Source organism: Nocardioides mangrovi, from assembly GCF_020073815.1.
Classification (GTDB): Bacteria; Actinomycetota; Actinomycetes; order Propionibacteriales; family Nocardioidaceae; genus Nocardioides; species Nocardioides mangrovi.
In genome coordinates this window covers 1-23,455 of the sequence record NZ_JAIQZJ010000013.1, presented here as the reverse complement: position 1 = coordinate 23,455, position 23,455 = coordinate 1, and the positions used below count along the sequence as shown (strand labels likewise).

Genomic DNA, 23,455 nt, shown 5'->3' with positions numbered 1-23,455 from the left:
GGCACCTCATTGGGAGCTCCTCGGGTCGAAGGCCACCTTGACCGTCCCGAGACGGCCGGCGGAGTGGGCGTGGTCGAGCGCTTCCCGCCAGCGGTGCAACGGGTAGCTGGCGACGGACTTGGCGAGCTGCTGGACGGCGTCGGACGCGACCAGCTCGGTGGCCTTCGCGAAGGCCTCGTCGGAGCGTGCCGACGCGTAGGTGCCGACCACCTCGAGCTCGCGGAACCAGGCGGCGGAGAGGTCGGCGGAGGCCGGCATGCCGGAGAGCACGACCCGGCCGCCGGCGCGGGTCGCCTGGAGCGCGGTCTCCAGCGACTGCTTGCTCCCGACCGCGTCGACGGCGACGTCGACGCCGCCGAGGAGGTACGGCGAGGAGAACTGCGGCTCGAGCTGGAAGGCGCCGGTCGCGCGGCGTACCCGCCGCAGCACCTCGCCCGGCGCGACCACCTCGGTGGCGCCGAAGTCGCGCGCCAGCTCGCGCTGGTGGCCGTGCTTGGCGACGACGATGATCTCGCCGGCGCCGGTGAGCTCGCGCAGCGCGAGCGTCGCGAAGAGGCCGACCGACCCGGCGCCGCTGACGAGCACCCGGTCGCCGTTGGCGATCCCGGCGCGCAGGGCGGTGTGGACGGCACAGGCGACCGGCTCGATGAGGATCGCCTGCTCGTCGGAGAAGCCCTCGGGCACCACGTGCATCTGGCTGCGGTGGGCCGCGAGCTGCTGGCCCCAGCCGCCGCCGGTGTCCTTGCAGAAGCCGGTCTGCAGGCCCGGCGAGAGGTGGCCGACGGTGATCCGCTCGCAGAGGTTGGTGCGGCCGGAGGCGCAGGCCGAGCACGGCTCGACCCCGCGGGCCGCGCAGGTGAGCACCGGGTCGATGACGACGCGGGTGCCCTTGGGCAGGTCCTCGCAGTCCTCGAGCAGCTCGGCCACGACCTCGTGGCCGGGCACGAAGGGCAGCGACACGACCGCGGAGAAGTAGAGGCTGGTCTTCCCCGACAGCGCGCCGAGGTCGGAGCCGCAGATGCCGGAGAGCCGCGTGCGCAGCCGCGCCCAGCCGGGCCGGTCGACACGAGGCTCGTCGATGGTGACCAGGCGCAGCGGCGCGGCGAAGCCGGAGAGCACCCCGGGCATCCGGCCGCCGATCGCCTTGCCGGCCACGGTCCTCGACACCGACCGGAACATCTCGAGCGCGAGCATCATCCGAGGCCTCCCGCGGGGTTGAGACTGCGCGTGTTGGAGTCGGAGCTGGCCCAGTCGACGATGGTCCAGCGGTGGCGACGGGCGTGCCGGAAGAGCGGGACGTCGGGCTTCACGGCCACCGGCCGGCCGACCGCCTCCAGCAGCGGCAGGTCGGAGTGGGAGTCGGCGTAGCCGTAGGACTTGGCGAGGTCGAGGCCGTGCTCGGCGGCGTACTGCCGGATCCACGCGGCGCGCGACTCCCCCACCAGCGGTGAGGTGGCGAGGTAGCCGGTGCAGACGCCCCGGTCGTCGGTGGCCAGCTCGGCCGCCTCGATGTGGTCGAAGAGCGGCTCCAGCGGCCGGGTCAGCGGCCGGATCGCGCCGGTGATGAGCACGGTGCGGTGGCCGGCGGCGCGGTGCTCGCGGATCCGGCGTACGGCGTCGGGCGAGAGCCGGGCCAGCACGTGGCTGGTGAGGTGCTCGTCGGCGATCGCCTCGAGGTCGGCGAGCCGGGCCCCGTCGTACTCGCGGTAGACGGAGCGCAGGAAGGCGCTGCGCTCGCGGCGCTCGGCGCGCACCAGGCTGGGCAGCCGGCCGACCATCCGGCCCAGCTCGCCGAGCCGCTCGGTGCCGCTCTGCTCGCGCAGCCGGAGCCACAGGTAGGTCTCGATGACGTTGGAGGACAGCAGGGTGCCGTCCATGTCGAAGAAGGCGCCGATGCCCTCGGCCTCGGCGACGGGCTTGAGCGTCGGGTCCGCTGCGGCACGGCGCTTGCGCCGGGCCTCGTCCATCCGGCGTACGGGCGCGGTCACCGCCGGGCAGTGCACGTCGCGCAGGTAGTGGGGCCAGTCGACGACCGCCGTGTCGAAGGCGAACGCCTCCTGGTCCTCCGGTGTCAGCGAGCGGTAGAGCGCGAGCGTGCGGCTGTCGGAGAAGCGCAGCTCGGCCTGGGCGTACTCGCGGTAGATGTCGAGGTAGCGGCGCAGGAACTCCAGCCGCCGGCCCTGCTGGTCGAGCTTGCGGGTCAGGTCGCGGGCCCGGTCGCTGCGCGGCGCGTGCCCGAGGACGTAGTCGGCGGCCTTGAAGGCGCGCTCGCTGGTGACGAGCAGCCGCTCGACGGCATGGGCGCCGGGCAGCCGCCACTCGGGCAGCCGGGCGGCACCGCGGTCGCCGGCGGCGAAGGGGTGCTCGTCGAAGTAGGCGCGCACGTTGTCGTAGAGCGTGCCGAAGGTGAGCGGGTTGCGGTCGCCCGAGGAGACGTGGAAGTACGCCGGCGCCCCGACCTCGGGCGGGTGCGCCAGGACGGCGACGATCGCGGCGACGACGTGGTCGACCGGGACGATGTCGACGATCGTGTCGGCGGCCGCCGGGAACTCCGGCAGCTCACCCCGGCCGTAGGCCAGGATCAGCGGCTCGGCCATCTTGAAGCCCTCGATCCAGCCCGGGTAGGGCCGCTCGAGCGCGGACTCGATGATGCTCGGCCGGACGATCGAGACCCGGTGATCGCGGGCGTGCTGCTCGACCACGCGCTCGCCGAGCGCCTTGGTGAAGGTGTAGCAGTCGGTCCACCCGAGGCTGCGGGCGCGCTCGGAGCCGATCCGCACCAGCTCCTTCTTCACCCACTCCTTGCGCGCCTCCTCGGTGGCCGCGGCCGCGGTCAGCAGGCCGGCCCGGCTGTGGGTGCGCTCCGCCTTCTTGCGCTCGCGCTCGAGGACGCCGGCGCTGCGGCTCTGGTGCTCCACCGACCGGCGCTGGGACAGGCCCCAGGCGAGCTCGGCCTCGAGGTCGACCGCGTGGTCGACCGGGCCCTCCGGGATGGAGCCGCGTCGCCGGCCCGCGACGTACGCCGTGGAGATGTGCACGTAGTGGAGGCCCGGCCCGGCCTCGCGGACCCGGTCGAGGAGCTCACGGGTGCCGAGCACGTTGGTGCGGAAGCCCTCGTCGACCGGCGGGTCGAAGGACACGTCGCCGGCGCAGTGCACGACCGCGTCGAGGTCGGTCGGCAGGGCGGGGACGTCGGTGAGGTCGCCGGCCAGGACCTCGACCCGGGCCGCCGCCTCCTGGACGTCGTCGAAGACCGGCTTGCGCAGCAGCGCCGCCGTCCGCGCCTCCGCGGTCGTCGAGCCCTTCGGGCGCACGAGCACCGTGACCCGGGCGCCGGGGGCCTCGCGCAGCAGCAGCTGCAGCAGCGCCTCCCCCACGAACCCGGTCACGCCGGTGAGGAGGACGTGCTGGCCGTCGAGCCGTTCGGAGATCGTGCCCTGGGTGCCGGGCATCAGCCGCGCTTCTCCTGGACCTTCTCCTTGACGATCAGGATCGGGAGCAACCACGCACCGATCAGCGAGACCAGCCAGACGATGACGGACGCCTCCACCCAGGTGAGGCCGCCCGAGATCGAGAGGTTGTCGGTCAGCAGGCTGGTGATGATCAGCGCCACCAGCGTCGCCACCAGGGCCACCCCGCCACGCAGCCGGGGCGCCCTGCTGATCGCCATCTGCGTCAGGAAGGGCTGGGCGAGGGCGTAGACCACGGTGAAGATCACCACGGCGATGATGAGGGCGCCGAAGGTCAGCGTCATGTCGTCTAGGGCCCACGCCGCGACGATCAGGCCGAGAGCGTTGGCCAGCAGGGTCAGACCCACGTTGATCAACATCCGGATCATGTCGTGAACCTACTACCGCTGGGCACCGAGGTGCTTGAGGGCCTCGCGACGTGAGAGGCCGGAGAGACGACCGTCATGGCGCGCGACCTCGGCCCGCACCCAGTCCGGATCGGTGCGGGCGAAGTCGCGCAGCGCCCAGCCGATGCCCTTGCGCAGCCAGAACGACGGGTCGTCCAGGTTGGCCTCGACGGCGTCGCGGAGGAGGTCGCGGTCGGTCTCCGCGCGGTGCCCGACCTGGCAGATCACGGCGGCCCGTCGTACCCACAGGTCGTCGTCGGTGGCCCACCCGCGGACGACGACGGTCAGCTCGGGCCGGTGGGCCAGCAGCGCGGGACCGACGAGGTGCTGCGCGGTCTCGTCGACGAGGTCCCACCAGGCGCCGGTGACCAGCAGGTGCCGGGCGAGCGGCACCGAGTCCGGGTCGAGCCACTGCGTCGCCCGGCGGTCCCGGACGACGGCGAGCGCGGCGTACCGCTCCTCCCGGTGGGTGGCGCCGTCCCAGAGGTCGCGGACGGTCGCCTCCCACGACTCCCGGTCGGCCGGCGGGTGCAGCGTGAGGAGCGGGCGCAGCAGACGCGTGAGCTCCGGCTTGGTGAAGCCCCGGTAGGGCATCGCGGACTTCATGTACGCCTGCTGCTGGACCGCCCGCTCGGGGTCGCCGCCGGCCGCGAGGACGTCGCGGATCGCAGCGGCGAGATCGGTCACCCGGCCACTGTAGGAAAGCCGGGTGACCGTGCCGGTGACGAGACCTACGCCAGCAGGCCGTCGACGACCAGGAGGACGCCGAAGAGCACGAACAGCGCGGCCGCGCCGTACTTGATGACCTTCTCGGGGAGCTTCCGGCCGAGGACGGCGCCGACGACGATCGCGAGCGCGTCCGCGGCCACCATGCCGACGGTGCTGCCGATCCAGGTGCCGAGCCAGCCCTCCTGGGTGGCCAGCGTGATCGTCGCGAGCATCGTCTTGTCGCCCAGCTCGGCCAGGAAGAACGCGACACCGACGGCGAAGATCGCGGCACCCTGGCTGGTGCGGGCCTTGTCGGCCTCCTCGTCGGTGAGCTCGTCGCCGCGCAGCGTCCAGGCGCCGAACCCGAGGAAGGCGATGCCGGCGACGATCGAGATCGCCCCCTGGTAGTCGGCGAACGCGTCGCCGATGGCGTAGCCGATGCCCACCGATGCGAGGTGGACGATCGCGGTGGCCGCGGTGATGCCGATGAGCACGTCGCGTGCCCGGTAGCGAGCGGCGAAGGTCATCGCCATCAGCTGGGACTTGTCCCCGAGCTCGGCCACGAAGATCACGGCGGTGCTGAGCAGGAAGGCGTACACGGGATTCCTCTCTCCGGCCCGGCCGGAGAGACGCCCTCGTGTCCCAGGAGGAACGGACGTGCCTTCGACCAGGCACGTCTGTTCGTTCAACAGGGTCGTGGTGCTGGTCGAAAGTCTCGTCCGCCACCGTGACGGTGGCCGGCTGCACCGGACCCGGCTCGAGAGCGGATCAGTATGTCGACGCAGCTGTTGGGGACTACTCCCTTTCGCTTTCAACCATATCGGAACCGCGAGCGGAGGGACGAATCGTCCGCTGGTCGAGGTGCGAGGAGCGCCAGCGACCGTCGGCGCTGACCCGACGCGAGCCTCGCTCGGCGGACGCTTGCAGTGGGCGCAGAGGGGATCGAACCCCCGACCACCTCGTTGTAAGCGAGGGGCTCTACCGCTGAGCTATACGCCCCGGAGCGCGGCAAAGACTACGCAGAGGAGGCCGCGGAAATGAAGTTGGACCGCAGGCGTCTCGGGTCACCTGCGGTCCAACGACCAGAAGAGTAGGTCTGCCGATCGGCCGCTGTCCCGAGATCCTGAGCAAAACCGCGGAAGGACCCGGTCCGGTCTAGACCGCGGCCGCCAGCTGCCGCAGGTGCTCCTCGAGGTCGCGGCCGTCGGGGTTGGCGTTGTGCACCGACCACCGCAGCCGGCCCTGCTTGTCCACGACGTACGACGAGCGCCGCGGGCAGCCGCGGACGTCGTCGAAGACCTCGTAGGCGCGGGTCACCTCGCCGTGCGGCCAGAAGTCCGACAGCAACGGGAAGTTGAGGCCGTCCTGGTCGGCGAAGACCCGCAGCGAGTAGACCGGGTCGCACGAGATCGCGAGCACCTCGGTCTCGAAGGTGAGGAACTCGTCGAGGCGGTCGCGGATGCCCGCCATCTCGCCGGTGCACACCCCGGAGAACGCGTAGGGGTAGAAGAGGATCGCCACGGCCTTCTTGTCGCGGTACGACGAGAGGGAGACGTCCTGGCCGAACTGGTCGCGCAGGGTGAAGTCGGGCGCGGGTCCACCCAGCTCGAGTCCGGTCATGCCCCCGATCCTGTCACCTGCCACCGACGGGACCTCAATCGGTGGAGAGCTCCCGCTTGAGCACCTTGCCGGTGGCGTTGCGGGGCAGCTCCGGGAGGAAGACGATGTCGCGCGGCACCTTGTAGCGGGCCAGGTTGTCCTTGACGTGGGCGCGCAGCTCGTCCTCCAGCGTGCCGGTCTCGACGCCGTCGCGGACCACGACGTACGCCCGCAGCCGCTTGCCGAAGTCGGGGTCGTCCACGCCGACGGCGGCGACCTCGACGACCGCCTCGTGGCGCATCAGGCTGTCCTCGACCTCCTTGGGGAAGACGTTCTCCCCGCCCGAGACGATCATCTCGTCGTCGCGGCCCTCGACGTGCAGGCGGCCGTCGGCGTCGAAGCGGCCGACGTCGCCGGTCGACATCAGCCCGTCGACGACCTCCTTGCTGCCGCCACCGGTGTAGCCCTCGAAGAGCAGCCCGTTGCCGACGAAGATCCGGCCGGTCTCCCCCGCCGGGACCTCCGTGCCGTCGGGGTCGAGGATCTTCACGACGGTGGCGTACGGCGGCTTGCCGGCCGCGGCCGGGTCGGCCCGCAGGTCCTCGGGCGTCGCGATCGAGGCGTAGGCGACCTCGGTCGAGCCGTAGATGTTGTAGAGGTGGTCGCCGAAGTGGTCCATCCAGTCGATCGCGAGGTCGCCGGGCAGCGCCGAGCCCGACGACGCGACGACCTTGACCCGCGAGAGGTCGTAGCGCGCGAGCGTCTCCTCGGGCAGCGTCAGGATCCGCTGGAGCATCACCGGGATGACCGCGACCGAGTCGCACCGCTCGGACTCGATGACCTGCAGGCACGCCTCGGGGTCGAAGCGGCGGCGCAGCACCATCGTGGAGTTGAGCAGCATCGCCAGCGCGAGGTGCGCGAAGCCCCAGGTGTGGAAGAGCGGGGCGGCGATGTGGGTGCGCCACCCCCACCGGAGCGGCATCCGAGACAGCAGCGAGACCGCCGCCTCGATCCCGGCCTCGCTGCGCGGCGCACCCTTCGGCGTTCCGGTGGTGCCGGAGGTGAGGATGACGATGCGGCCGTGCCGGTCGGCGGGCTGGAGGTCGTCGTCGGGCTGCCCGGCGATCAGCGACTCGACCGTGGCGGCGCCGGTCTCGAGGTCGGACTCCTCGTCGACCCACCCGAGCACCCGCTCCGGTACGTCGGCGCCCGCGAGAAGCGACGCGAACTCCTGGTCGAACACGACGACCTTGGGCTTCTCCCGTCCGAGCACCTCGACCAGCTGCGGCCCGGCGAAGGCGGTGTTGAGGTAGAGGATGTCGGCGCCGACCTTGGCGGTGGCCAGGCTGGCGTCGATGAAGCCGCGGTGGTTGCGGCACATCACCGCGACGCCGTCCCCGGATGAGACGCCGAGGTCGGTGAACGCGCGGGCCAGCGCGTTGGAGCGGCGGTGCAGCTCGTCGTACGTCAGCGAGCCGAGCTCGTCGATGACGGCGACCCGGCGGGGAGCGAGCAGCGCCGCGGCGGCGAAGCCGCCCGCGGGGCCGACCCCCCACTGCTGGAGCGCCTTGCCGGCCTTCGCGAGCGCGACCGGAGGGTGCAGCCGGATCACGCCGGCACGACCGAGGACCTTCAGGGACGTCCCACCGGCGCCGACGCCGGTGCGGACCTTCTGCAGCAGGGGCACGTGACCTCTTCCTGGCGGGGACTGCGTCAGGCCTGCCCAACGATCCCGTCCGGAAAACGTCCCGACACCGTGACGGACGCTACGCCCCCGGGAGCTACGCCAGCGACTTGGGCGCGACCAGACGGGTCGCCGACCAGTCGCGGCTCACCGCGGCGGTCGTGGTCTGCGAGAGGCCGGCGATCGGCGCGGCCTCCGCGATGTCCGCCGGGTCGACCGCGTTGGCGCGCCCCACCTTCGGGGTCAGCAGCCAGATCGCTCCGCCGCCGACGAGGTCGGTGAGCGCGTCGACGAGGCTGTCGACGAGGTCGCCGTCCTCGTCGCGGAACCAGAGGAGCACCGCATCGACCACGTTGCCGTAGTCGCCGTCGACCAGGTCGGCGTCGATGCAGTCCTCGACGGCGACCCGGAGCGCGTCGTCGGTGTCGGAGTCCCACCCGAGCTCCTGGACGACCATGCCCAGCCTGAACCCGAGCCGTTCGGCCGGGCCGGTGGCTCCGGTCTGGGTGGACTCACCACCCGAGGTCGCGCTCAACGGGCACCTCCAAGTCAGTTCTGTGTGATCACGTGCGTAGGACGCACCCTCGTGGTCCGAGGGTGGGGAGTAGTCCAGCGGAGTTCCCGCAGGGGCGCAACCCGTGTCCAGCCTGGCGGGTACCCGATCTCGCCTACCCACGGGTAAATTCCCCGCCTCGATCGTGCGTGCAACGATGAGTACCGTGACCGAAGAATCAACCCCCACTTCCGGCACGGACACCACGCGGAGCGGCAGGACCCCGACCGTCATCCACGAAGGCCTGCCCACCCAGCTGCCCGACATCGACCCGGACGAGACCCACGACTGGCTCGACTCCTTCGACGCCCTCATCGACGAGCGCGGCCGCGAGCGCGCCCGCTACGTCATGCTGCGCCTCCTCGAGCGCGCGCGTGAGATGAGCGTCGGCGTGCCCGCCCTGCGCAGCACCGACTACATCAACACGATCCCGCCCGAGCGCGAGCCGTGGTTCCCCGGCGACGAGGAGGCGGAGCGCCGGATCCGCGCGTTCATCCGGTGGAACGCCGCGGTCATGGTCTCCAGCGCCAACCGCAAGGGCCTGGAGGTCGGCGGCCACATCGCGACGTACCAGTCGTCGGCGAGCCTGTACGAGGTCGGCTTCAACCACTTCTTCCGCGGCAAGGACCACCCCGGCGGCGGCGACCAGATCTACATCCAGGGTCACGCCTCCCCCGGCATCTACGCCCGCGCGTTCCTCGAGGGCCGGCTCACCGAGGAGCAGCTCTACCACTTCCGCCAGGAGGTCCAGCACGGCCCGCACGCCGGGCTGTCGTCGTACCCCCACCCGCGCCTGATGCCGGAGTTCTGGGAGTTCCCGACGGTCTCGATGGGCCTGACCGGCATCAACTCGATCTACCAGGCTCGGTTCAACCGCTACCTCGCCAACCGCGGCATCAAGGACACCGGCGAGCAGCGCGTGTGGGCCTTCCTCGGCGACGGGGAGATGGCCGAGCCGGAGTCCCTCGGCGCAATCCGCATCGCCGCCCGCGAGGAGCTCGACAACCTCACCTGGGTGATCAACTGCAACCTCCAGCAGCTCGACGGCCCGGTCACCGGCAACGGCAAGATCATCCAGGAGCTCGAGGCCAACTTCCGCGGCGCCGGGTGGAACGTCATCAAGGTCGTGTGGGGCCGCGAGTGGGACGACCTGCTCGCCCGCGACGTGGACGGCGTCCTGGTCAACCGGATGAACTCCACCCCCGACGGCGCCTTCCAGACCTACTCGGTCGAGAGCGGCGCCTACATCCGCGACAGCTTCTTCGGCTCCGACCCGCGGCTGACGAAGATGGTCGAGCACATGACCGACGACCAGATCCGCAAGCTGCCCCGCGGCGGTCACGACTACCGCAAGGTCTACGCGGCCTTCGACTCGGCGACCAAGCACGTCGGCCAGCCGACGGTGATCCTGGCCAAGACCATCAAGGGCTGGACGATCGACGCCCTCGAGGGCAAGAACGCCACCCACCAGATGAAGAAGCTGACCCAGGACGACATCAAGAAGTTCCGGGACCGCCTCTACCTGCCGATCTCCGACCGCGACCTCGAGCGCTCCTACGAGGAGACCGGCGCGGCCCCCTTCTTCCACCCGGGCGCCGACTCGCACGAGATCCAGTACATGCTCGACCGTCGCAAGCAGCTCGGCGGCTCGCTGCCCAAGCGGGTCACCCGGGCCAAGTCCCTCACCCTGCCGGGCGACGACGTGTACGCCGAGCTCAAGCAGGGCTCGGGCAAGCACTCGATCGCCACGACCATGGCCGTCGTCCGCCTGCTGAAGGACTGGATGAAGGACCCGGAGATCGGCCAGCGGATCGTGCCGATCGCGCCGGACGAGTACCGCACCTTCGGCATGGACGCGATGTTCCCGAGCGCGAAGGTCTACAACCCGGCCGGGCAGAAGTACGAGTCCGTCGACCGCAAGTTGTTGCTCTCCTACAAGGAGTCGGCGCAGGGCCAGATGCTCCACGAGGGCATCTCCGAGGCCGGTGCGATGGCCTCGGCGACCGCCGCGGGCTCGGCGTACGCCACCCACGGCGAGCACATGATCCCGTTCTACATCTTCTACTCGATGTTCGGGTTCCAGCGCACGGGCGACTCGATCTGGGCGATGGCCGACCAGCTCTCGCGCGGCTTCCTCGTCGGCGCCACCGCGGGCCGGACCACGCTGACCGGTGAGGGTCTCCAGCACGCCGACGGCCACTCGCCGCTGCTCGCGTCGACCAACCCGGCGGTCGTCCACTACGACCCCGCGTTCGCCTACGAGATCAGCCACATCATGAAGTCCGGTCTCGAGCGGATGTACGGCGAGGACGCCGAGAACGTCATCTTCTACCTCACCGTCTACAACGAGCCGGTCTCGCAGCCGAAGGAGCCGGACGACGTCGACGTCGAGGGCATCCTCAAGGGCATCCACCACGTGCAGTCCGCCGAGGGTGAGGGCCCGCGGGCCCAGCTGCTCGCCTCCGGTGTCGGCTTCCCGTGGATCCAGGAGGCCCAGCGGATCCTCGCCGAGGACTGGGGCGTCCGGGCCGACACGTGGTCGGTGACGTCGTGGAACGAGCTCGCCCGCGACGGCGCCGCCGCCGAGGAGTGGAACCTCCTCCACCCGGGCGAGTCGCCGCGCACGCCGTACGTCGCCGACAAGCTGCAGGCCGTCACCGGCCCGGTCGTCGCGGTGTCCGACTACATGCGCGCCGTGCCCCTGCAGATCGCGCGCTGGGTCCCCGGCGACTACCGCGTCCTGGGCGCCGACGGGTTCGGCTTCGCCGACACCCGACCGGCCGCCCGCCGCTTCTTCCACATCGACGCCCAGTCGGTCGTCGTGCAGACCCTGCAGGCCCTGGCCGACGCCGGCCAGATCAGCCGTGACAAGGTCGAGGAGGCGTTCGCGCGCTACCGGATCGACGACCCGACCGCCACCGCCGGCGTGAAGCAGGAGGGCGGCGACGCCTAGCCGACCCGGCACGAACTGATCGCTGACCCGGCAGAGAGTCTCTGCCGGGTCGGCGTCATTTCAGACCGCGTCGACGGCGTGCAGCGTGCGCTCCTGGGCGCCGCTCTTCAGCAGCGAGCGGAAGCGGGCGCGGGAGTACGTCGCGGGCTCGGTCGTCCGGATGAAGTCGTGGACGATCCGGCTGAAGCGGTAGGGGTGGTCCTTGTGCGGGAAGTGGCCGGCGTCGGGGATCACCTCGACCCGGGCCTTGGGCGCCATCATCGCCGCGTTGGAGGCGTGCCGCACCGGGATCACCCGGTCGTCGCGGCCCCACACCACCCACATCGGCATCTCCTCGGTGAGATAGGCCCGGTCGGACATGGTCACGATCTGGCCGCGCCAGTCGACGACCGCGCGGACGACGTGCCGGATCGCGTGCCGCGACCGCGGGTCCTTGAAGGAGTCGAAGACGGCGGCGACCTCGTCGAAGTCGTGGGTGGCCTTCAGCGGCAGCTCGGAGAGGGCCCGCAGGCCGGCCACGCCGAGGTGGCGCAGGCCGGGGAGCGTGAGGACGCCCATCACCTCGTGGAAGCCGGGCGTGGTGATCGCCCGGATCGCGGGGGTGACCTCGGGGCCGAGGCCGCCGGAGGACACGAGCATCAGCCGCTCGGTGCGCTCGGGGAACTGGTAGGCGAACTGCATCGCCACACCGCCCCCGAAGCTGTGCCCGATGACGGTGACCTTGTCGATGCCGAGCACCGTGATCAGGTCGCGCATGCCGTTGGCGTAGCCGCCGACGCTGTAGTCGGCCCGCGGCTTGTCGGACTGACCGTGTCCGAGCAGGTCGGGCGCGATGACCGTGTAGCGACGGCTCAGCGACTCGATGACCGGCTCCCAGGTCGTGTGGTCGCAGCCGAGGCCGTGCAGGAGCAGCACCACCGGCCCGGACCCGGTCTTCACGTAGGCCCGGCGGTGCCCGTGGATCGTCACGAACTGGACGTCGTACTCCTGGGTCACACAGACCTCCCGGGTCGGCTCGCCTCGACAGGCGTAGACAGTGATTGAAACATGACCGATGCGGGCCACGGACGCAGATCCCCTTGATTTACCGGGGTTTTACGTCGGTAGTGCGTCGCGGCGGGCGATAGCCTCGCCGGGTGGCCACGCGACCAGGGAGCCGAGACGGCGCGGCCTCGCACCAGCGCGCCGCGGACGCGCTCCAGCGCGCGACCGGGGCGCTGAGCACCGCCGCCACGGCCCGGATGGACCAGGACATGGCCTGGTTCCGCGAGCTGAGCGCCGAGGAGCGCTCGTGGGTCTCCACGATCGTCCAGGCCGGCATCCGGGGCTTCGTCGACTGGTACCGCCGCGCCGGCGACCAGCCGGCGCCCGCGGGCGGCGAGATGGTCGCCTCGGTCTTCGGCGTGGCGCCGCGCGCCCTGGCCGGCGTGATCAACCTCCAGCAGACCGTCGACCTGGTCCGGCTCTCGATCGAGGTCGTGGAGACCAACGTCGAGGAACTGCTCGACCCGCAGGACGCCGCGGAGGTGCGCGCCGCGGTCCTCCGCTACGCCCGCGAGGTCGCCTTCGCCACCGCCGAGGTCTACGCCCGCGCCGCCGAGGTGCGCGGCGCCTGGGACGCCCGGCTCGAGGCCCTGGTCGTGGACGCCGTGCTCCGCTCCGACCCCGACGAGGCCCTGCTCTCCCGGGCCAGCGCCCTCGGCTGGGCCGGCCGCGACGAGGTGACCGTCGTGCTCGGCACCATCCCCGCCGACCGCTCGGAGACCGACACCTTCGACGAGGTACGCCGCGCCGCGCGCGACGCCGGCATGGACGCACTCTGCGCCGTGCAGGGCGACCGGCTGGTGGTGGTGCTCGGCGGCGTCGAGGACACCCACGCCGCCGCGTCCGCGATCGCGGACGAGTTCGGCCCCGGCCCCGTGGTCGTGGGTCCGGTCGCGGACGGGCTCGCCCAGGCCCACGTGTCGGCCCGGGCCGCACTCGCCGCGCAGCGTGCCGCGGCCGGGTGGCCGGAGGCGCCGCGGCCGGTCCGCAGCGCCGACCTCCTCCCCGAGCGGGTGCTCGCCGGCGACGGCCACGCCCGCCGCCATCTCGTCGACGAGGTCTACCTCGCCCTGGTCCGCGCTCGGGGGACGCTCATCGAGACGCTCTCGGCGTACTTCCAGCACGGCTCGTCGATCGAGGGCGCCGCGCGCGCCCTCTTCGTGCACCCCAACACCGTCCGCTACCGGCTGCGCCAGGTGGCCGACCTGACCGGACTCTCGGCGACCGACCCGCGCGACGCGCTCACCCTCGAGATCGCCCTGGTCCTGGGCCGCCAGTCCGGCCGCTCAGCCTGAGGAGAGCCTGAGCGACTTTTGTAGGAACCCTACAAGGACGCGCCGCAGGTTTTCGTGCGGGCCGGACGCGAGGATCGGGCGTACGACGCGGCAGAGTGGATGTCGTGCTCGTGATCGTGGCCCCGGGCCAAGGTGCCCAGACTCCCGGATTCCTCTCGCCCTGGCTGGCGGACCCGACCTTCGCGGCCCGGTTCGACTGGCTCTCGACCGTCGCCGGGATCGACCTGGCCCACTACGGCACCGAGGCCGACGCGGAGGCCATCCGCGACACCCGGATCGCCCAGCCGCTGCTGGTCGCGACCGGCCTGGTCGCGGCCCTGGAGCTCTTCCCCCATCCGGCCGACGCCTTCGACCAGATCGGCGCCGTCGCCGGCCACAGCGTGGGTGAGATCGCCGCTGCGGCCGGTGCCCGGGTGATCACCGCCGAGCAGGCGATGGTCCTGGTCCGCGAGCGCGGCCGGGCGATGGCCGACGCGGCCGCCGTGACCCCCACCGGCATGACCGCCGTCCTCGGCGGCGACCGCGAGGAGGTCCTCGCGGCGATCGACAAGCACGGCCTGACCGCCGCCAACGACAACGGCCCGGGCCAGATCGTCGCGGCCGGCACGATGGAGCAGCTCGCGGCCTTCGCCGAGGAGCCCCCGGCCAAGGCCCGGCTGATGCCGCTGAGCGTCGCCGGCGCCTTCCACACCCGCCACATGGAGCCGGCCGTCGGCCACCTCGCCTCGCTGGCGCGGTCGGTGTCCGTCCACGACCCCCGCACGCGGGTCATCTCCAACCGCGACGGCAAGGTCGTCCACGACGGCCGCGACGTGCTGGCCCGGATCGTCGGCCAGATCGCCAGCCCGGTCCGCTGGGACCTCTGCCTCGATGCGATGGAGGACCTCGGCGTCACCGGCATCCTGGAGATGCCGCCCGCCGGCACCCTCACGGGCATCGCCAAGCGCGCGCTCAAGGGAGTCGAGACCTTCGCCCTCAAGACGCCCGACCAGCTCGACGACGCGCGGGCGTTCTGCGAGAAGCACGGTGAGTCCTCGGGCCTCGCGACCACCCCCACCTGGCGAATGGTCGTCTCCCCCGCCAAGGGCACCTTCCACATCGCCGCCGAGGCCGCCGACTCCGAGGTCCTCCCGCCCGGCACCACGATCGGCGAGGTCGCCAGCCTGCGCGACCGTACGGCGGTCTCCGCCCCGCACGGCGGCCAGGTCGTCGAGTGGCTCGTCGAGGACGGCGACCTGGTCTCCCCGGGCCAGCCACTCCTCCGGCTGCACCCCGAGGGAGGTCAGTGATGACGGGCCAGGGCCTCGCCCAGGTCGACGGCGCCCGGCACGCCGCGATCCTCGGCATCGGCTCCTACCGGCCGAGCCGGGTGATCCCGAACGCCGAGGTCGTCGACGCGATCGACTCCAGCGACGAGTGGATCCAGCAGCGCTCCGGCATCCGCCAGCGTCGCTGGGCGACCCCCGAGGAGACCGTGCAGATGATGGCCGTCGCGGCCTCCCGCACGGCCATCGAGCGGGCCGGCATCGACCCCAAGCAGATCGAGTGCGTGATCGTCGCGACCGTCACGCACATGTACCAGACCCCCGCGATCGCGACCGCGATCGCCCACGAGCTCGGCACCGACCAGGCGGCCGCCTTCGACATCTCCGCGGCCTGCGCCGGCTTCTGCCACGGCATCGCCATGGCCGCCGACCTGGTGCGCGGCGGCAGCGCCGGCCACGCCCTGGTGATCGGTGTCGAGCGGCTCTCCGACCTCACCGACGTCGGTGACCGCGGTACCGCCTTCATCTTCGCCGACGGCGCGGGCGCCGCGGTCGTCGGACCGAGCGACACCCCCGGCATCGGCCCGGTCGTCTGGGGCTCCGACGGCGAGCAGTTCGACCTGATCCGGCAGCGCGAGGACTGGCGCGACGTGATCGCCAGCGAGCAGCCGGTGATGCCGCACCTGGTGATGCAGGGCAACGCCGTCTTCCGCTGGGCGTCGTACCAGATGGCGAAGACCGGCCAGCAGGCGCTCGACCGCGCCGGCATCACCATCGACGACCTCGACGTCTTCGTCCCCCACCAGGCCAACATGCGCATCACCGACGCGATGGCCCGGGCGATGAAGATGCCGGAGCGGGTCAAGATCGCCCGCGACATCGCCGAGCAGGGCAACACCTCGGCCGCATCGATCCCCCTCGCCCTCGACCGGATGATCGAGGAGGGGGACGCGCGCAGCGGCGACAAGGCCCTCCTGATCGCCTTCGGTGCCGGCCTCGCGTACGCCGCGCAGGTCGTCATCGTCCCGTAGTTCGCACCACCCAACCACCAAGTCCCACACGAAAGGGAACGCCTGATGGCAACCACCGAGGAGATCCGCGCCGATCTCGCTGACATCGTCAACGAGGTCGCCGGCATCGACGCCGACGACGTGCAGCTCGACAAGTCGTTCGTCGACGACCTGGACGTGGACTCGCTGTCCATGGTCGAGGTGGTCGTGGCGGCCGAGGAGAAGTTCGGCGTCTCGATCCCCGACGACGAGGTCAAGAACCTCAAGACCGTGGGCGACGCCGTCGCCTTCATCGAGCGCGCCCAGGCCTGACCGGCCACCGGCACGTCACCTCAGCAAGGAGCACCATGTCGAAGCGAGTCGTCGTCACCGGCCTCGGGACCACCAGTCCCGTCGGCGGTGACGTGCCCAGCACCTGGGACGCCCTGGTCAACGGACGCTCGGGCGTCCGCTACCTGACCGACGACTGGGCCGCCGAGATGCCGGTCAAGATCGCCGGCCGGATCGCGGTCGAGCCGACCGAGGTCCTCGAGCGGGTCAAGGCCCGGCGTCTCGACCGCAGCTCGCAGTTCGCCATGGTCGCCGCCATGGAGGCCTGGGCCGACGCCGGCCTGGAGGGCGCCGAGCTGGACAACCACCGGCTCGGCGTCGCCATGGCCTCCGGCATCGGCGGGGTGACGACGCTCCTCGACAACTACGACATCCTGAAGGAGAAGGGACCCCGCCGGGTCTCCCCCCTCGCGGTGCCGATGCTGATGCCCAACGCCCCCGCGGCGCAGATCAGCCTGTACGTCGGGGCGCGCGCGGCGGTCATGACGCCGGTGTCGGCGTGCGCGTCCGGCAACGAGGCGATCGCCCACGCGATCGACCAGATCCGGCTCGGCCGGGCCGACGTGGTCGTCGCCGGCGGCACGGAGGCGGCGGTCCACCCGCTGCCGATGGCGGCCTTCGCCAACATGATGGCGCTCTCCAAGACCGCCAGCGGCGAGGAGGGCGGCGACCCCACCACGGTCTCGCGGCCCTGGGACCTCGCCCGCGACGGCTTCGTGCTCGGCGAGGGCGCCGGCGTCCTGGTGCTGGAGTCCGAGGAGCACGCGCTGGCGCGCGGCGCCCGGATCTACGCGACCGTCCTCGGCGCCGGCATCACCGCCGACTCCCACGACATCGCGCAGCCCGACCCCGAGGGCCGCGGCGGCTCCCGCGCGATCCTCCAGGCGCTCGCCGAGGCCGAGATCAGCCCCGCCGACATCGCCCACGTGAACGCCCACGCGACGTCGACGCCGCAGGGCGACATCGCCGAGGGCCTCATGCTGCACGCCACCCTCGGCGCCCACGCGACCGAGGTCGTGGTCACCAGCACCAAGTCGATGACCGGCCACCTGCTCGGCGGCGCCGGCGCACTGGAGGCGGTCGCGACGGTCCTCGCGCTCCACCACCGCATCTCGCCACCGACGATCAACCTGGACAACCCGGACCCGGCCGTCGAGCTCGACATCGCCACCAAGGCGCGCGACCTGCCGCTCGGCGACATCGCCGCCCTCAACAACTCCTTCGGCTTCGGCGGTGCCAACGTGGCCGTCGCCTTCGGGAGCATCTGAGATGACGGCCACCGCGACCAAGCCGGCGAAGCTCCCCCGCGAGGAGGACCCGCGCAACCCGGTGCACCGGCTCACCGCGCTCCTCGACGAGGGCAGCCTCGAGCTGATCACCCCCGACGACGACTCCGGCATGCTCGCCGCGATCGGCAACGTCGACGGCACCCGCGTGGTGGCCTTCTGCTCCGACGCGACCGTCATGGGCGGCGCGATGGGCGACCTGGGCTGCCGGGTCGTCGTCGACGCCTACCACCGGGCGATGACCGACGGCGTCCCGATCATCGGGCTCTGGCACTCCGGCGGTGCCCGCCTCGCCGAGGGCGTGCTCTCCCTGCACGCGGTCGGCCGGATCTTCCAGGCGATGACCCAGGCCTCGGGCAAGATCCCGCAGATCTCGGTCGTGCTCGGCCCGGCGGCCGGCGGCGCGGCGTACGGCCCCGCCCTCACCGACGTCGTCATCCTCGGCCCCGAGGGCCGGATCTTCGTGACCGGCCCGGACGTGGTCCGCTCGGTCACCGGCGAGGACGTCGACATGCTCCGCCTCGGCGGACCCGAGCCCCACGGCCGCCGCTCCGGCGTCGTGCACATCCTCGCCGAGTCCGAGCGCGAGGCGCTCGACCGGGCCCGCGGGGTCGCGTCGCTGCTGGGCGCGCAGGGCAGCATGAAGGTCGACGAGGTCGAGGACCGTGACCTCGAGGCGCTGCTCCCCGAGTCCAAGAAGCGCGCGTACGACGTGCACCCGCTCGTCGAGTCGATCCTCGACGAGGGCACCGCCCAGGAGCTCCACGCCCGCTGGGCGCCCAACATCGTCACCGCCCTCGGCCGCCTCGGCGGCCGCACCGTCGGCGTCGTCGCCAACAACCCGCTCCGCCTCGGCGGCTGCCTCGACTCGCTCTCGGCGGAGAAGGCCTCCCGCTTCGTGCGGATGTGCGACGCGTTCGGCGTGCCGCTGGTCGTCGTGGTGGACGTGCCGGGCTACCTGCCCGGCGTCGGGCAGGAGTGGGACGGCGTGGTCCGCCGCGGCGCCAAGCTCCTGCACGCCTTCGGCGAGTGCGTGGTCCCCCGGGTCACCCTGGTCACCCGCAAGACCTACGGCGGCGCCTACATCGCGATGAACGCCCGCTCGCTGGGTGCGACGAAGGTCTTCGCCTGGCCGGGCGCCGAGGTGGCCGTGATGGGCGCGGTCGCCGCGATCCGGATCCTGCACCGCCGGCGCCTCGCCGAGGTCGCCCCGGACATCCGCCCGCAGGTCGAGGCCGAGCTGGCCGCCGAGCACGAGCGGATCGCCGGCGGGGTCGACAAGGCGGTGGAGATCGGCGTCGTCGACGAGGTCGTCACGCCCACGGCGACCCGCTCGACGATCGCCCGGGCGATCGAGGACGCCGTGCAGACCGTCGGCGTACGCCGCGGCGCCCACGGCAACATCCCGCTCTGACCGTGCGCTGACCCGGCCGACGGATCAGGCGGCGGATCGGGCTGTCACCTGCCCGTAACGCGCCCGCGGGGCCTGCGTTGGACCTTTCATGACCTCGGTCACACAGCAGGCCTCCACCCGGCTCGGCTGCGCCTTCGTGGCGGCGGCCGTGTCGCTCATCGGGTGGCTGCCGGTGCCGGGGACGTCCGACGCACCGTCGGACGGGGCGCAGCGGCCGCGGTCGTCGTACGGGCACACCCGTGCCCCCGACGGCACGCTGCGGCCGGGCTGCCACAACTACCGCTACCACTACCGCGTCAACTCCCCCACGCACGACTGGACGCTGGAGACCTTCCTGCGCGACCCGCGGCACGACGGGCTCGCCTCCGGGGTGTTCGCCACGGACAGCGACCCCACGTCAGGACCGGCGCACTTCCGGTTCTGCCGCTACTCCACGAAGCCGGGCCGGTTCACCATCAAGGCACACCTGCACTGGTACAACGGGTCGGGCGAGGACCACGACGTGTGGCTAGAACCGTCGCACTTCCGGCTCAGCCGCCGCTGATCCGGGGCTCAGACCACCTGGTGCAGCCAGCGGACCGGCGCGCCGTCGCCGGCGTACCGGAAGGACTCGAGCTCGTCGTCCCACGGCTTGCCGAGCAGCTTGTCGATCTCGATGAGCAGCGTCGTGTCGCCGAGCGCGGCCTTGACCACCGCGGCCTTCAGCCGGTCCTCGGGGATCATGATGTCGCCGTGCAGCCCGGTGACGGCGTGGAAGACGCCGAGCGCGGGGGTGAAGGAGAAGCGCACGCCCTCGGAGGTCGAGGTCGGCTCCTCGGTGATCTCGAAGCGGAGATGGTTCCAGCCGCGGAGGGCGGAGGCGATCGCCGCGGCGGAGCCGGCCTCACCGGACCAGGAGAGCTCCGCGCGGTAGGACCCGGACTGGGCCGGCTGCGGCGTCCAGTCCAGGTTCACGGGCATGCCGAGGACACCGCTGACGGCCCACTCGATGTGTGGGCACAGCGCGGAAGGCGCTGAGTGGACGTAGAGGACGCCCCTCGTCGCGGTGCGGGTGGCAGTGCGTGCGGTCACCGTGACCTCCTTCATCTTCGGCGTGAGGTACGCCTTCCCCAGCGATCTCGTCGAAGATGAACGGTCGAAGTGACACCGATGTAGTTGTCAGGGCCATTGTGGCCCATGTGGCGCGTGAAAACCAGTGATCAGCCAGTGAATCAGCCGGGGACCGCCGCGGCGCGCCGCGGACCCAGGCTGAGCAGGTCGGCGATGACCTGCTCGGCGATGCCGAGACCACCCAGGTGGCTCTCCCCCTCGATCACCGAGAGCGTGGCGTCGGGGAGTCGGCCGACGACGTGCTCGCCGTGCCGCAACGGCACGATGTGGTCCTCGTCGCCGTGCCACCACCGCACGGGCACGACGACGTCCGCGGCATCGAAGCCCCACGGCCGGGTGAAGAGCACCAGGTCGTTGAGCGGTGCGGAGGTCTGGAAGCGGCTCCCGTTGAGCAGGTCGTCGAGGAACATCGCCTTGAACTCCGGCCGCGACAGCAGGCTCTTGTCCCCCGCCGGCTGGACCGCGGCATAGAGGTCGAGGGCGCTGCCGGCCAACGGCCGAACCAGCCGGATCGTCTGGGTCAGGGCGACGCCCAGCGGCACCCGGGCGACCGAGAGCACCGGCGCCAGCGAGACCGCCAGCTGGATCGGTCCGCCTGCCACGGCATCCGCGCCGCGGGTCGGGGCCACGCCGCCGAGGACCGCGACGCCGTGCACCCGGTCAGGCAGCGCGGCCCCGGCAGCGAGCGCGTAGGGGCCGCCACCGGAGAGGCCGATCAGCCGCACCGTGTCGATCGCCAGGGTCTCGAGCACCAGCTCGAGGTCGTGGGTCCAGTCCCGGATGTCCGGGTAGAGGTGGGGCGTCGACGAGCCGATCCCGGGCCGGTCGAGCGCGATGATCCGGACGCCCTCGCGCTCGGCGTACGCCCGCGCCTCGAGCGGCACCTGCCGCCGGGCTCCGGGCGTGCCGTGCATCCACACGATCGCAGGCCCCGTGCGCGAGCCGTACTCCGCGAAGCTGAGGCGCCGGCCGTCGCGGACCGCGACGGACCCCTCGAGGGCCGGCCGCTTCACGTCCTTCATGCCGAGTATTGTCCCCTGCGCACCGAGGCGGGGTCGACGATGTTGCGTGGCTCGCGCAGTGCGCCGAGGAGCATCCCGTCGCCGACGACCGCCGGGCCGTCGACCACGTCGAGCACCACGCACGTGATGTTGTCGACGCCGCCGGCGAGCAGCGCCGACTGGGTGAGCACGGCCGCGGCCGAGTGCGGGTCCGCCAGGGTCAGGACCTCGGCGATGCGGTCGTCGGCGACCATGTCGGTCAGGCCGTCGGAGCAGAGCAGGATCCGGTCACCCACGCGCGCGTCCAGGTCCAGGAGGTCCGGGCCCTCGCTGCCCGAGTCGATCGCGCCGTCGAGGGAGCGCAGCACGACGTTGCGCCACGGGTGGCGAGCACGGTCGGCGGGGTCGAGCTGGCCGGTGTCGACCAGGTGCTGCACGTAGGTGTGGTCCTGCGAGACCTGACGGAGCTCGCCGTCGCGGACCAGGTAGGCGCGGCTGTCCCCCACGTGCGCCAGGACGATGCGCTCGCCGTCGCAGAGCACCGCGGTCAGCGTGGTCGCCATCCCGGCACGCTCGGGGTCCTCGACGACCCCCGTGCGCAGGTTGCGACGGCTCGTGGCGACGGCGCGCGTGAGGACGCTCTCGGGGTGGGCACCGAAGTGCGCCAGGGCGGTCGCGGCCACGACGTACGCCGTCGTGGCCGAAGCGACCTCACCTGCGGCCGCGCCTCCGACGCCGTCAGCCACCACCGCCACGTAGGGCCCCTGGAAGGCGGAGTCCTCGTTGTGGGGCCTCACTCGTCCGACGTCGCTGACGCCGGCACCCGAGAATCGCAGCATCCAGTCCTCCTCGCGGACAGTCTGTCGGATCCTCCCCCGGGCCCCCAGGGGGAAACCTCTCCGTGGCCGGCAGCGTGGCGCCGCCGCGGAGCGGCACGGAGCGGAGCTCCGTTGCGACACGCTCGGCCAGTTCAGTCAGCCGAGGCGCTTCTCCAGGGCCTCCGCGCGGTCGGCCGCGTCGGTCAGCTCCTCGCTGTCGATCGCGTCGACCCGGTGGAACCAGGTCAGCGCGTCCTGGTCGCGGCCGGCCGCCTCGAGCGTGTCGGCGTACGCGTAGCGCAGGCGGACCACCCAGGACGCGCGGCTCTTCGACATCAGCGGGGCGAGCTCGAGGGTCCGCAGCGCCGCGTCGAGCTGGCCGAGGTCGCGACGGGCGCCGGCCTCGACGATGGTCATCTCGGCCTTCGCCTCGGGGGCGAAGTTGGGCACGGACGGGCTCTTGGCGAGCTTCAGCGCCTCCTGCGGCTTGCCGAGCGCCCGGTGGCAGTCCGCCATGATCGGCAGGTAGGCCGTCGCCCCGTTCATCCGCTTCGCGGCGCGCAGCTCCGCGAGCGCCTCGGCGTAGTGGCCGGCGGCGTACGCCGCCTCGCCGGCAGCCTCTCGCACGACCGCGATCCGCGAGGCGCGGGCGCGGGCGGCCATGGCGTGCTGGTAGGCCAGCTCGGGGTTCTCGTCGATGAAGATCCCGGCCGCGGCCAGGTGCCGCGCCACGCGCGCGGCCAGCTTCTCGGGCAGCCCCTTCAGCTGGGCCGCCACCGAGCGGTCGAGCTCGCGCCCGGTGATCTCCTCGGGCAGCTCGGGACCGTCGTAGCGAGCCTGCTCCTCGGTGCGGGTCGGCTTCTCCTCGCGACGCCCGGCGGGGCGACCGCCCCGCGCCGGCGGCTTCCCACCCGAGCGAGCAGCCGGCTTGCCACCGGAACGAGCCGGCGGCTTCCCGCCGGCCCGCGAGTCCGGCTTGCCGGACCGACCGGCGCTCGACGAGCTCGACGACCTGCTGCTGGAGCCGGTCGGCTTCCCGGAGCGGCCGGCGGCCGGTCGGCCACCACTGCTGCTGCGACGGGGGCCGTCCCCGGACGGACGCTGGTTGCGACGCTGATCGGCCACGGCTCTTCTGCTCCTGCTCTGGCCCGTCGATCGGGCCTGAAATGTAGTAGAGGCCACCAATACCTTGGTGGCCTCTACTGAGTGTATGTCCGGCGGCGTCCTACTCTCCCACAGCCTCTCGGTTGCAGTACCATCGGCGCTGAAAGGCTTAACTTCCGGGTTCGGGATGGGACCGGGTGTTTCCCTTTCGCTATGGCCGCCGTAACTCTATGTGGCGTCCACTCACCGGGGTGTTCACGGTGGTGGGCCAAGCTTCGTTGTTCTGTTGTTGATCCAGTTGTGTGCTGGATGGTGTGCTGGATGGTGTGGTGGTTCTTGTGTAGTGGACGCGAACATGTTGTTCGTCTTTACGCGTAGTCGATGGCTTTGTGGTTTTGGTTGAGGGTTTGTGTGACAAGCCCTCG

21 protein-coding genes, 1 tRNA gene and 1 rRNA gene are annotated in these 23,455 nt (G+C 72.0%); 8 read left to right on the top strand and 15 right to left on the bottom strand.

Annotated features, from left to right (window positions below):
- Positions 1 to 6: 6 nt before the first annotated feature.
- From K8U61_RS18915 to K8U61_RS18875, 9 genes are all read right to left on the bottom strand, one after another.
- Positions 7 to 1,194: a zinc-dependent alcohol dehydrogenase gene (locus K8U61_RS18915; RefSeq protein ID WP_372454317.1), complete on the bottom strand. Its 1,188-nt coding sequence runs from the start codon at positions 1,192 to 1,194 to the stop codon at positions 7 to 9.
- The gene (locus tag K8U61_RS18910; protein WP_224124613.1) at positions 1,194 to 3,452 is read right to left on the bottom strand and encodes an HAD-IB family hydrolase; all 2,259 of its coding nucleotides are present in this window, start codon (positions 3,450 to 3,452) and stop codon (positions 1,194 to 1,196) included. Before K8U61_RS18910 ends, K8U61_RS18915 begins: the two co-directional genes overlap by 1 nt.
- Positions 3,452 to 3,838, bottom strand: coding sequence for a phage holin family protein (locus K8U61_RS18905; protein WP_224124612.1), 387 nt, complete (start codon positions 3,836 to 3,838; stop codon positions 3,452 to 3,454). The genes K8U61_RS18910 and K8U61_RS18905 overlap by 1 nt, the downstream gene beginning before the upstream one ends.
- Before the next feature lie 12 nt (positions 3,839 to 3,850).
- Entirely contained in the window at positions 3,851 to 4,543 is a 693-nt protein-coding gene (locus tag K8U61_RS18900) for a DNA alkylation repair protein (RefSeq protein ID WP_224124611.1), read from the bottom strand.
- 44 nt (positions 4,544 to 4,587) lie between these two features.
- Entirely contained in the window at positions 4,588 to 5,163 is a 576-nt protein-coding gene (locus K8U61_RS18895; RefSeq protein WP_224124610.1) for a TMEM165/GDT1 family protein, read from the bottom strand.
- Positions 5,164 to 5,491: 328 nt separating this feature from the next.
- Positions 5,492 to 5,563 (bottom strand) — tRNA-Val (locus K8U61_RS18890).
- Between the two features lie 156 nt (positions 5,564 to 5,719).
- Positions 5,720 to 6,184 carry a peroxiredoxin gene (locus tag K8U61_RS18885; RefSeq protein WP_224124609.1) on the bottom strand — a complete coding sequence of 155 codons (465 nt, stop codon included), beginning with the start codon at positions 6,182 to 6,184 and terminating at the stop codon, positions 5,720 to 5,722.
- 34 nt (positions 6,185 to 6,218) lie between these two features.
- A complete protein-coding gene (locus tag K8U61_RS18880) occupies positions 6,219 to 7,850 on the bottom strand; it encodes an AMP-binding protein (RefSeq protein WP_224124608.1) in 1,632 nt (543 codons plus the stop codon).
- Between the two features lie 94 nt (positions 7,851 to 7,944).
- Complete coding sequence (locus K8U61_RS18875) at positions 7,945 to 8,382, bottom strand: DUF3052 domain-containing protein (RefSeq protein WP_224124607.1); 438 nt, start codon at positions 8,380 to 8,382, stop codon at positions 7,945 to 7,947.
- A 184-nt stretch (positions 8,383 to 8,566) separates the two neighbouring features.
- On the opposite strand from K8U61_RS18875, the gene aceE reads away from it, so the two are divergent.
- Positions 8,567 to 11,353: a pyruvate dehydrogenase (acetyl-transferring), homodimeric type gene (gene aceE / locus K8U61_RS18870; RefSeq protein ID WP_224124606.1), complete on the top strand. Its 2,787-nt coding sequence runs from the start codon at positions 8,567 to 8,569 to the stop codon at positions 11,351 to 11,353.
- Between the two features lie 60 nt (positions 11,354 to 11,413).
- Here aceE and K8U61_RS18865 read toward each other — a convergent pair whose 3' ends face one another.
- Positions 11,414 to 12,349 (bottom strand): alpha/beta fold hydrolase, encoded by a 936-nt coding sequence (locus K8U61_RS18865; RefSeq protein ID WP_224124605.1) that lies wholly within the window; start codon positions 12,347 to 12,349, stop codon positions 11,414 to 11,416.
- 140 nt (positions 12,350 to 12,489) lie between these two features.
- Between K8U61_RS18865 and K8U61_RS18860 the strand changes: the two genes are divergently transcribed.
- The 7 genes from K8U61_RS18860 (at position 12,490) to K8U61_RS18830 (ending at position 19,541) form a co-directional block, all read left to right on the top strand.
- Positions 12,490 to 13,692: a PucR family transcriptional regulator gene (locus K8U61_RS18860; RefSeq protein WP_224124604.1), complete on the top strand. Its 1,203-nt coding sequence runs from the start codon at positions 12,490 to 12,492 to the stop codon at positions 13,690 to 13,692.
- Positions 13,693 to 13,796: 104 nt separating this feature from the next.
- On the top strand, positions 13,797 to 14,981 hold the full coding sequence (locus K8U61_RS18855) for an acyltransferase domain-containing protein (RefSeq protein ID WP_224124603.1): 1,185 nt from the start codon (positions 13,797 to 13,799) through the stop codon (positions 14,979 to 14,981).
- Complete coding sequence (locus tag K8U61_RS18850; RefSeq protein ID WP_224124602.1) at positions 14,981 to 15,988, top strand: beta-ketoacyl-ACP synthase III; 1,008 nt, start codon at positions 14,981 to 14,983, stop codon at positions 15,986 to 15,988. Before K8U61_RS18855 ends, K8U61_RS18850 begins: the two co-directional genes overlap by 1 nt.
- Positions 15,989 to 16,033: 45 nt before the next feature.
- The gene (locus K8U61_RS18845) at positions 16,034 to 16,279 is read left to right on the top strand and encodes an acyl carrier protein (protein ID WP_011755445.1); all 246 of its coding nucleotides are present in this window, start codon (positions 16,034 to 16,036) and stop codon (positions 16,277 to 16,279) included.
- 35 nt (positions 16,280 to 16,314) lie between these two features.
- Positions 16,315 to 17,565, top strand: coding sequence for a beta-ketoacyl-[acyl-carrier-protein] synthase family protein (locus K8U61_RS18840; RefSeq protein WP_224124601.1), 1,251 nt, complete (start codon positions 16,315 to 16,317; stop codon positions 17,563 to 17,565).
- A gap of 1 nt (position 17,566) precedes the next feature.
- Positions 17,567 to 18,997, top strand: a complete 1,431-nt coding sequence (locus K8U61_RS18835) for an acyl-CoA carboxylase subunit beta (RefSeq protein ID WP_224124600.1) — start codon at positions 17,567 to 17,569, stop codon at positions 18,995 to 18,997.
- Between the two features lie 88 nt (positions 18,998 to 19,085).
- Positions 19,086 to 19,541: a hypothetical protein gene (locus K8U61_RS18830; protein ID WP_224124599.1), complete on the top strand. Its 456-nt coding sequence runs from the start codon at positions 19,086 to 19,088 to the stop codon at positions 19,539 to 19,541.
- An 8-nt stretch (positions 19,542 to 19,549) separates the two neighbouring features.
- Here the strand turns inward: K8U61_RS18830 and K8U61_RS18825 are convergent, their stop codons facing one another.
- The 5 genes from K8U61_RS18825 to rrf form a co-directional block, all read right to left on the bottom strand.
- Positions 19,550 to 20,083: a DUF3145 domain-containing protein gene (locus K8U61_RS18825; protein ID WP_224124598.1), complete on the bottom strand. Its 534-nt coding sequence runs from the start codon at positions 20,081 to 20,083 to the stop codon at positions 19,550 to 19,552.
- Positions 20,084 to 20,208: 125 nt separating this feature from the next.
- Positions 20,209 to 21,129, bottom strand: a complete 921-nt coding sequence (locus tag K8U61_RS18820) for an alpha/beta fold hydrolase (protein WP_224124597.1) — start codon at positions 21,127 to 21,129, stop codon at positions 20,209 to 20,211.
- On the bottom strand, positions 21,126 to 21,947 hold the full coding sequence (locus tag K8U61_RS18815) for a PP2C family protein-serine/threonine phosphatase (RefSeq protein WP_224124596.1): 822 nt from the start codon (positions 21,945 to 21,947) through the stop codon (positions 21,126 to 21,128). The genes K8U61_RS18820 and K8U61_RS18815 overlap by 4 nt, the downstream gene beginning before the upstream one ends.
- A gap of 135 nt (positions 21,948 to 22,082) precedes the next feature.
- Positions 22,083 to 23,051, bottom strand: coding sequence for a tetratricopeptide repeat protein (locus tag K8U61_RS18810; RefSeq protein ID WP_224124595.1), 969 nt, complete (start codon positions 23,049 to 23,051; stop codon positions 22,083 to 22,085).
- An 87-nt stretch (positions 23,052 to 23,138) separates the two neighbouring features.
- Positions 23,139 to 23,255: ribosomal RNA gene (gene rrf, locus K8U61_RS18805) — 5S ribosomal RNA — on the bottom strand.
- Positions 23,256 to 23,455: the final 200 nt, after the last annotated feature.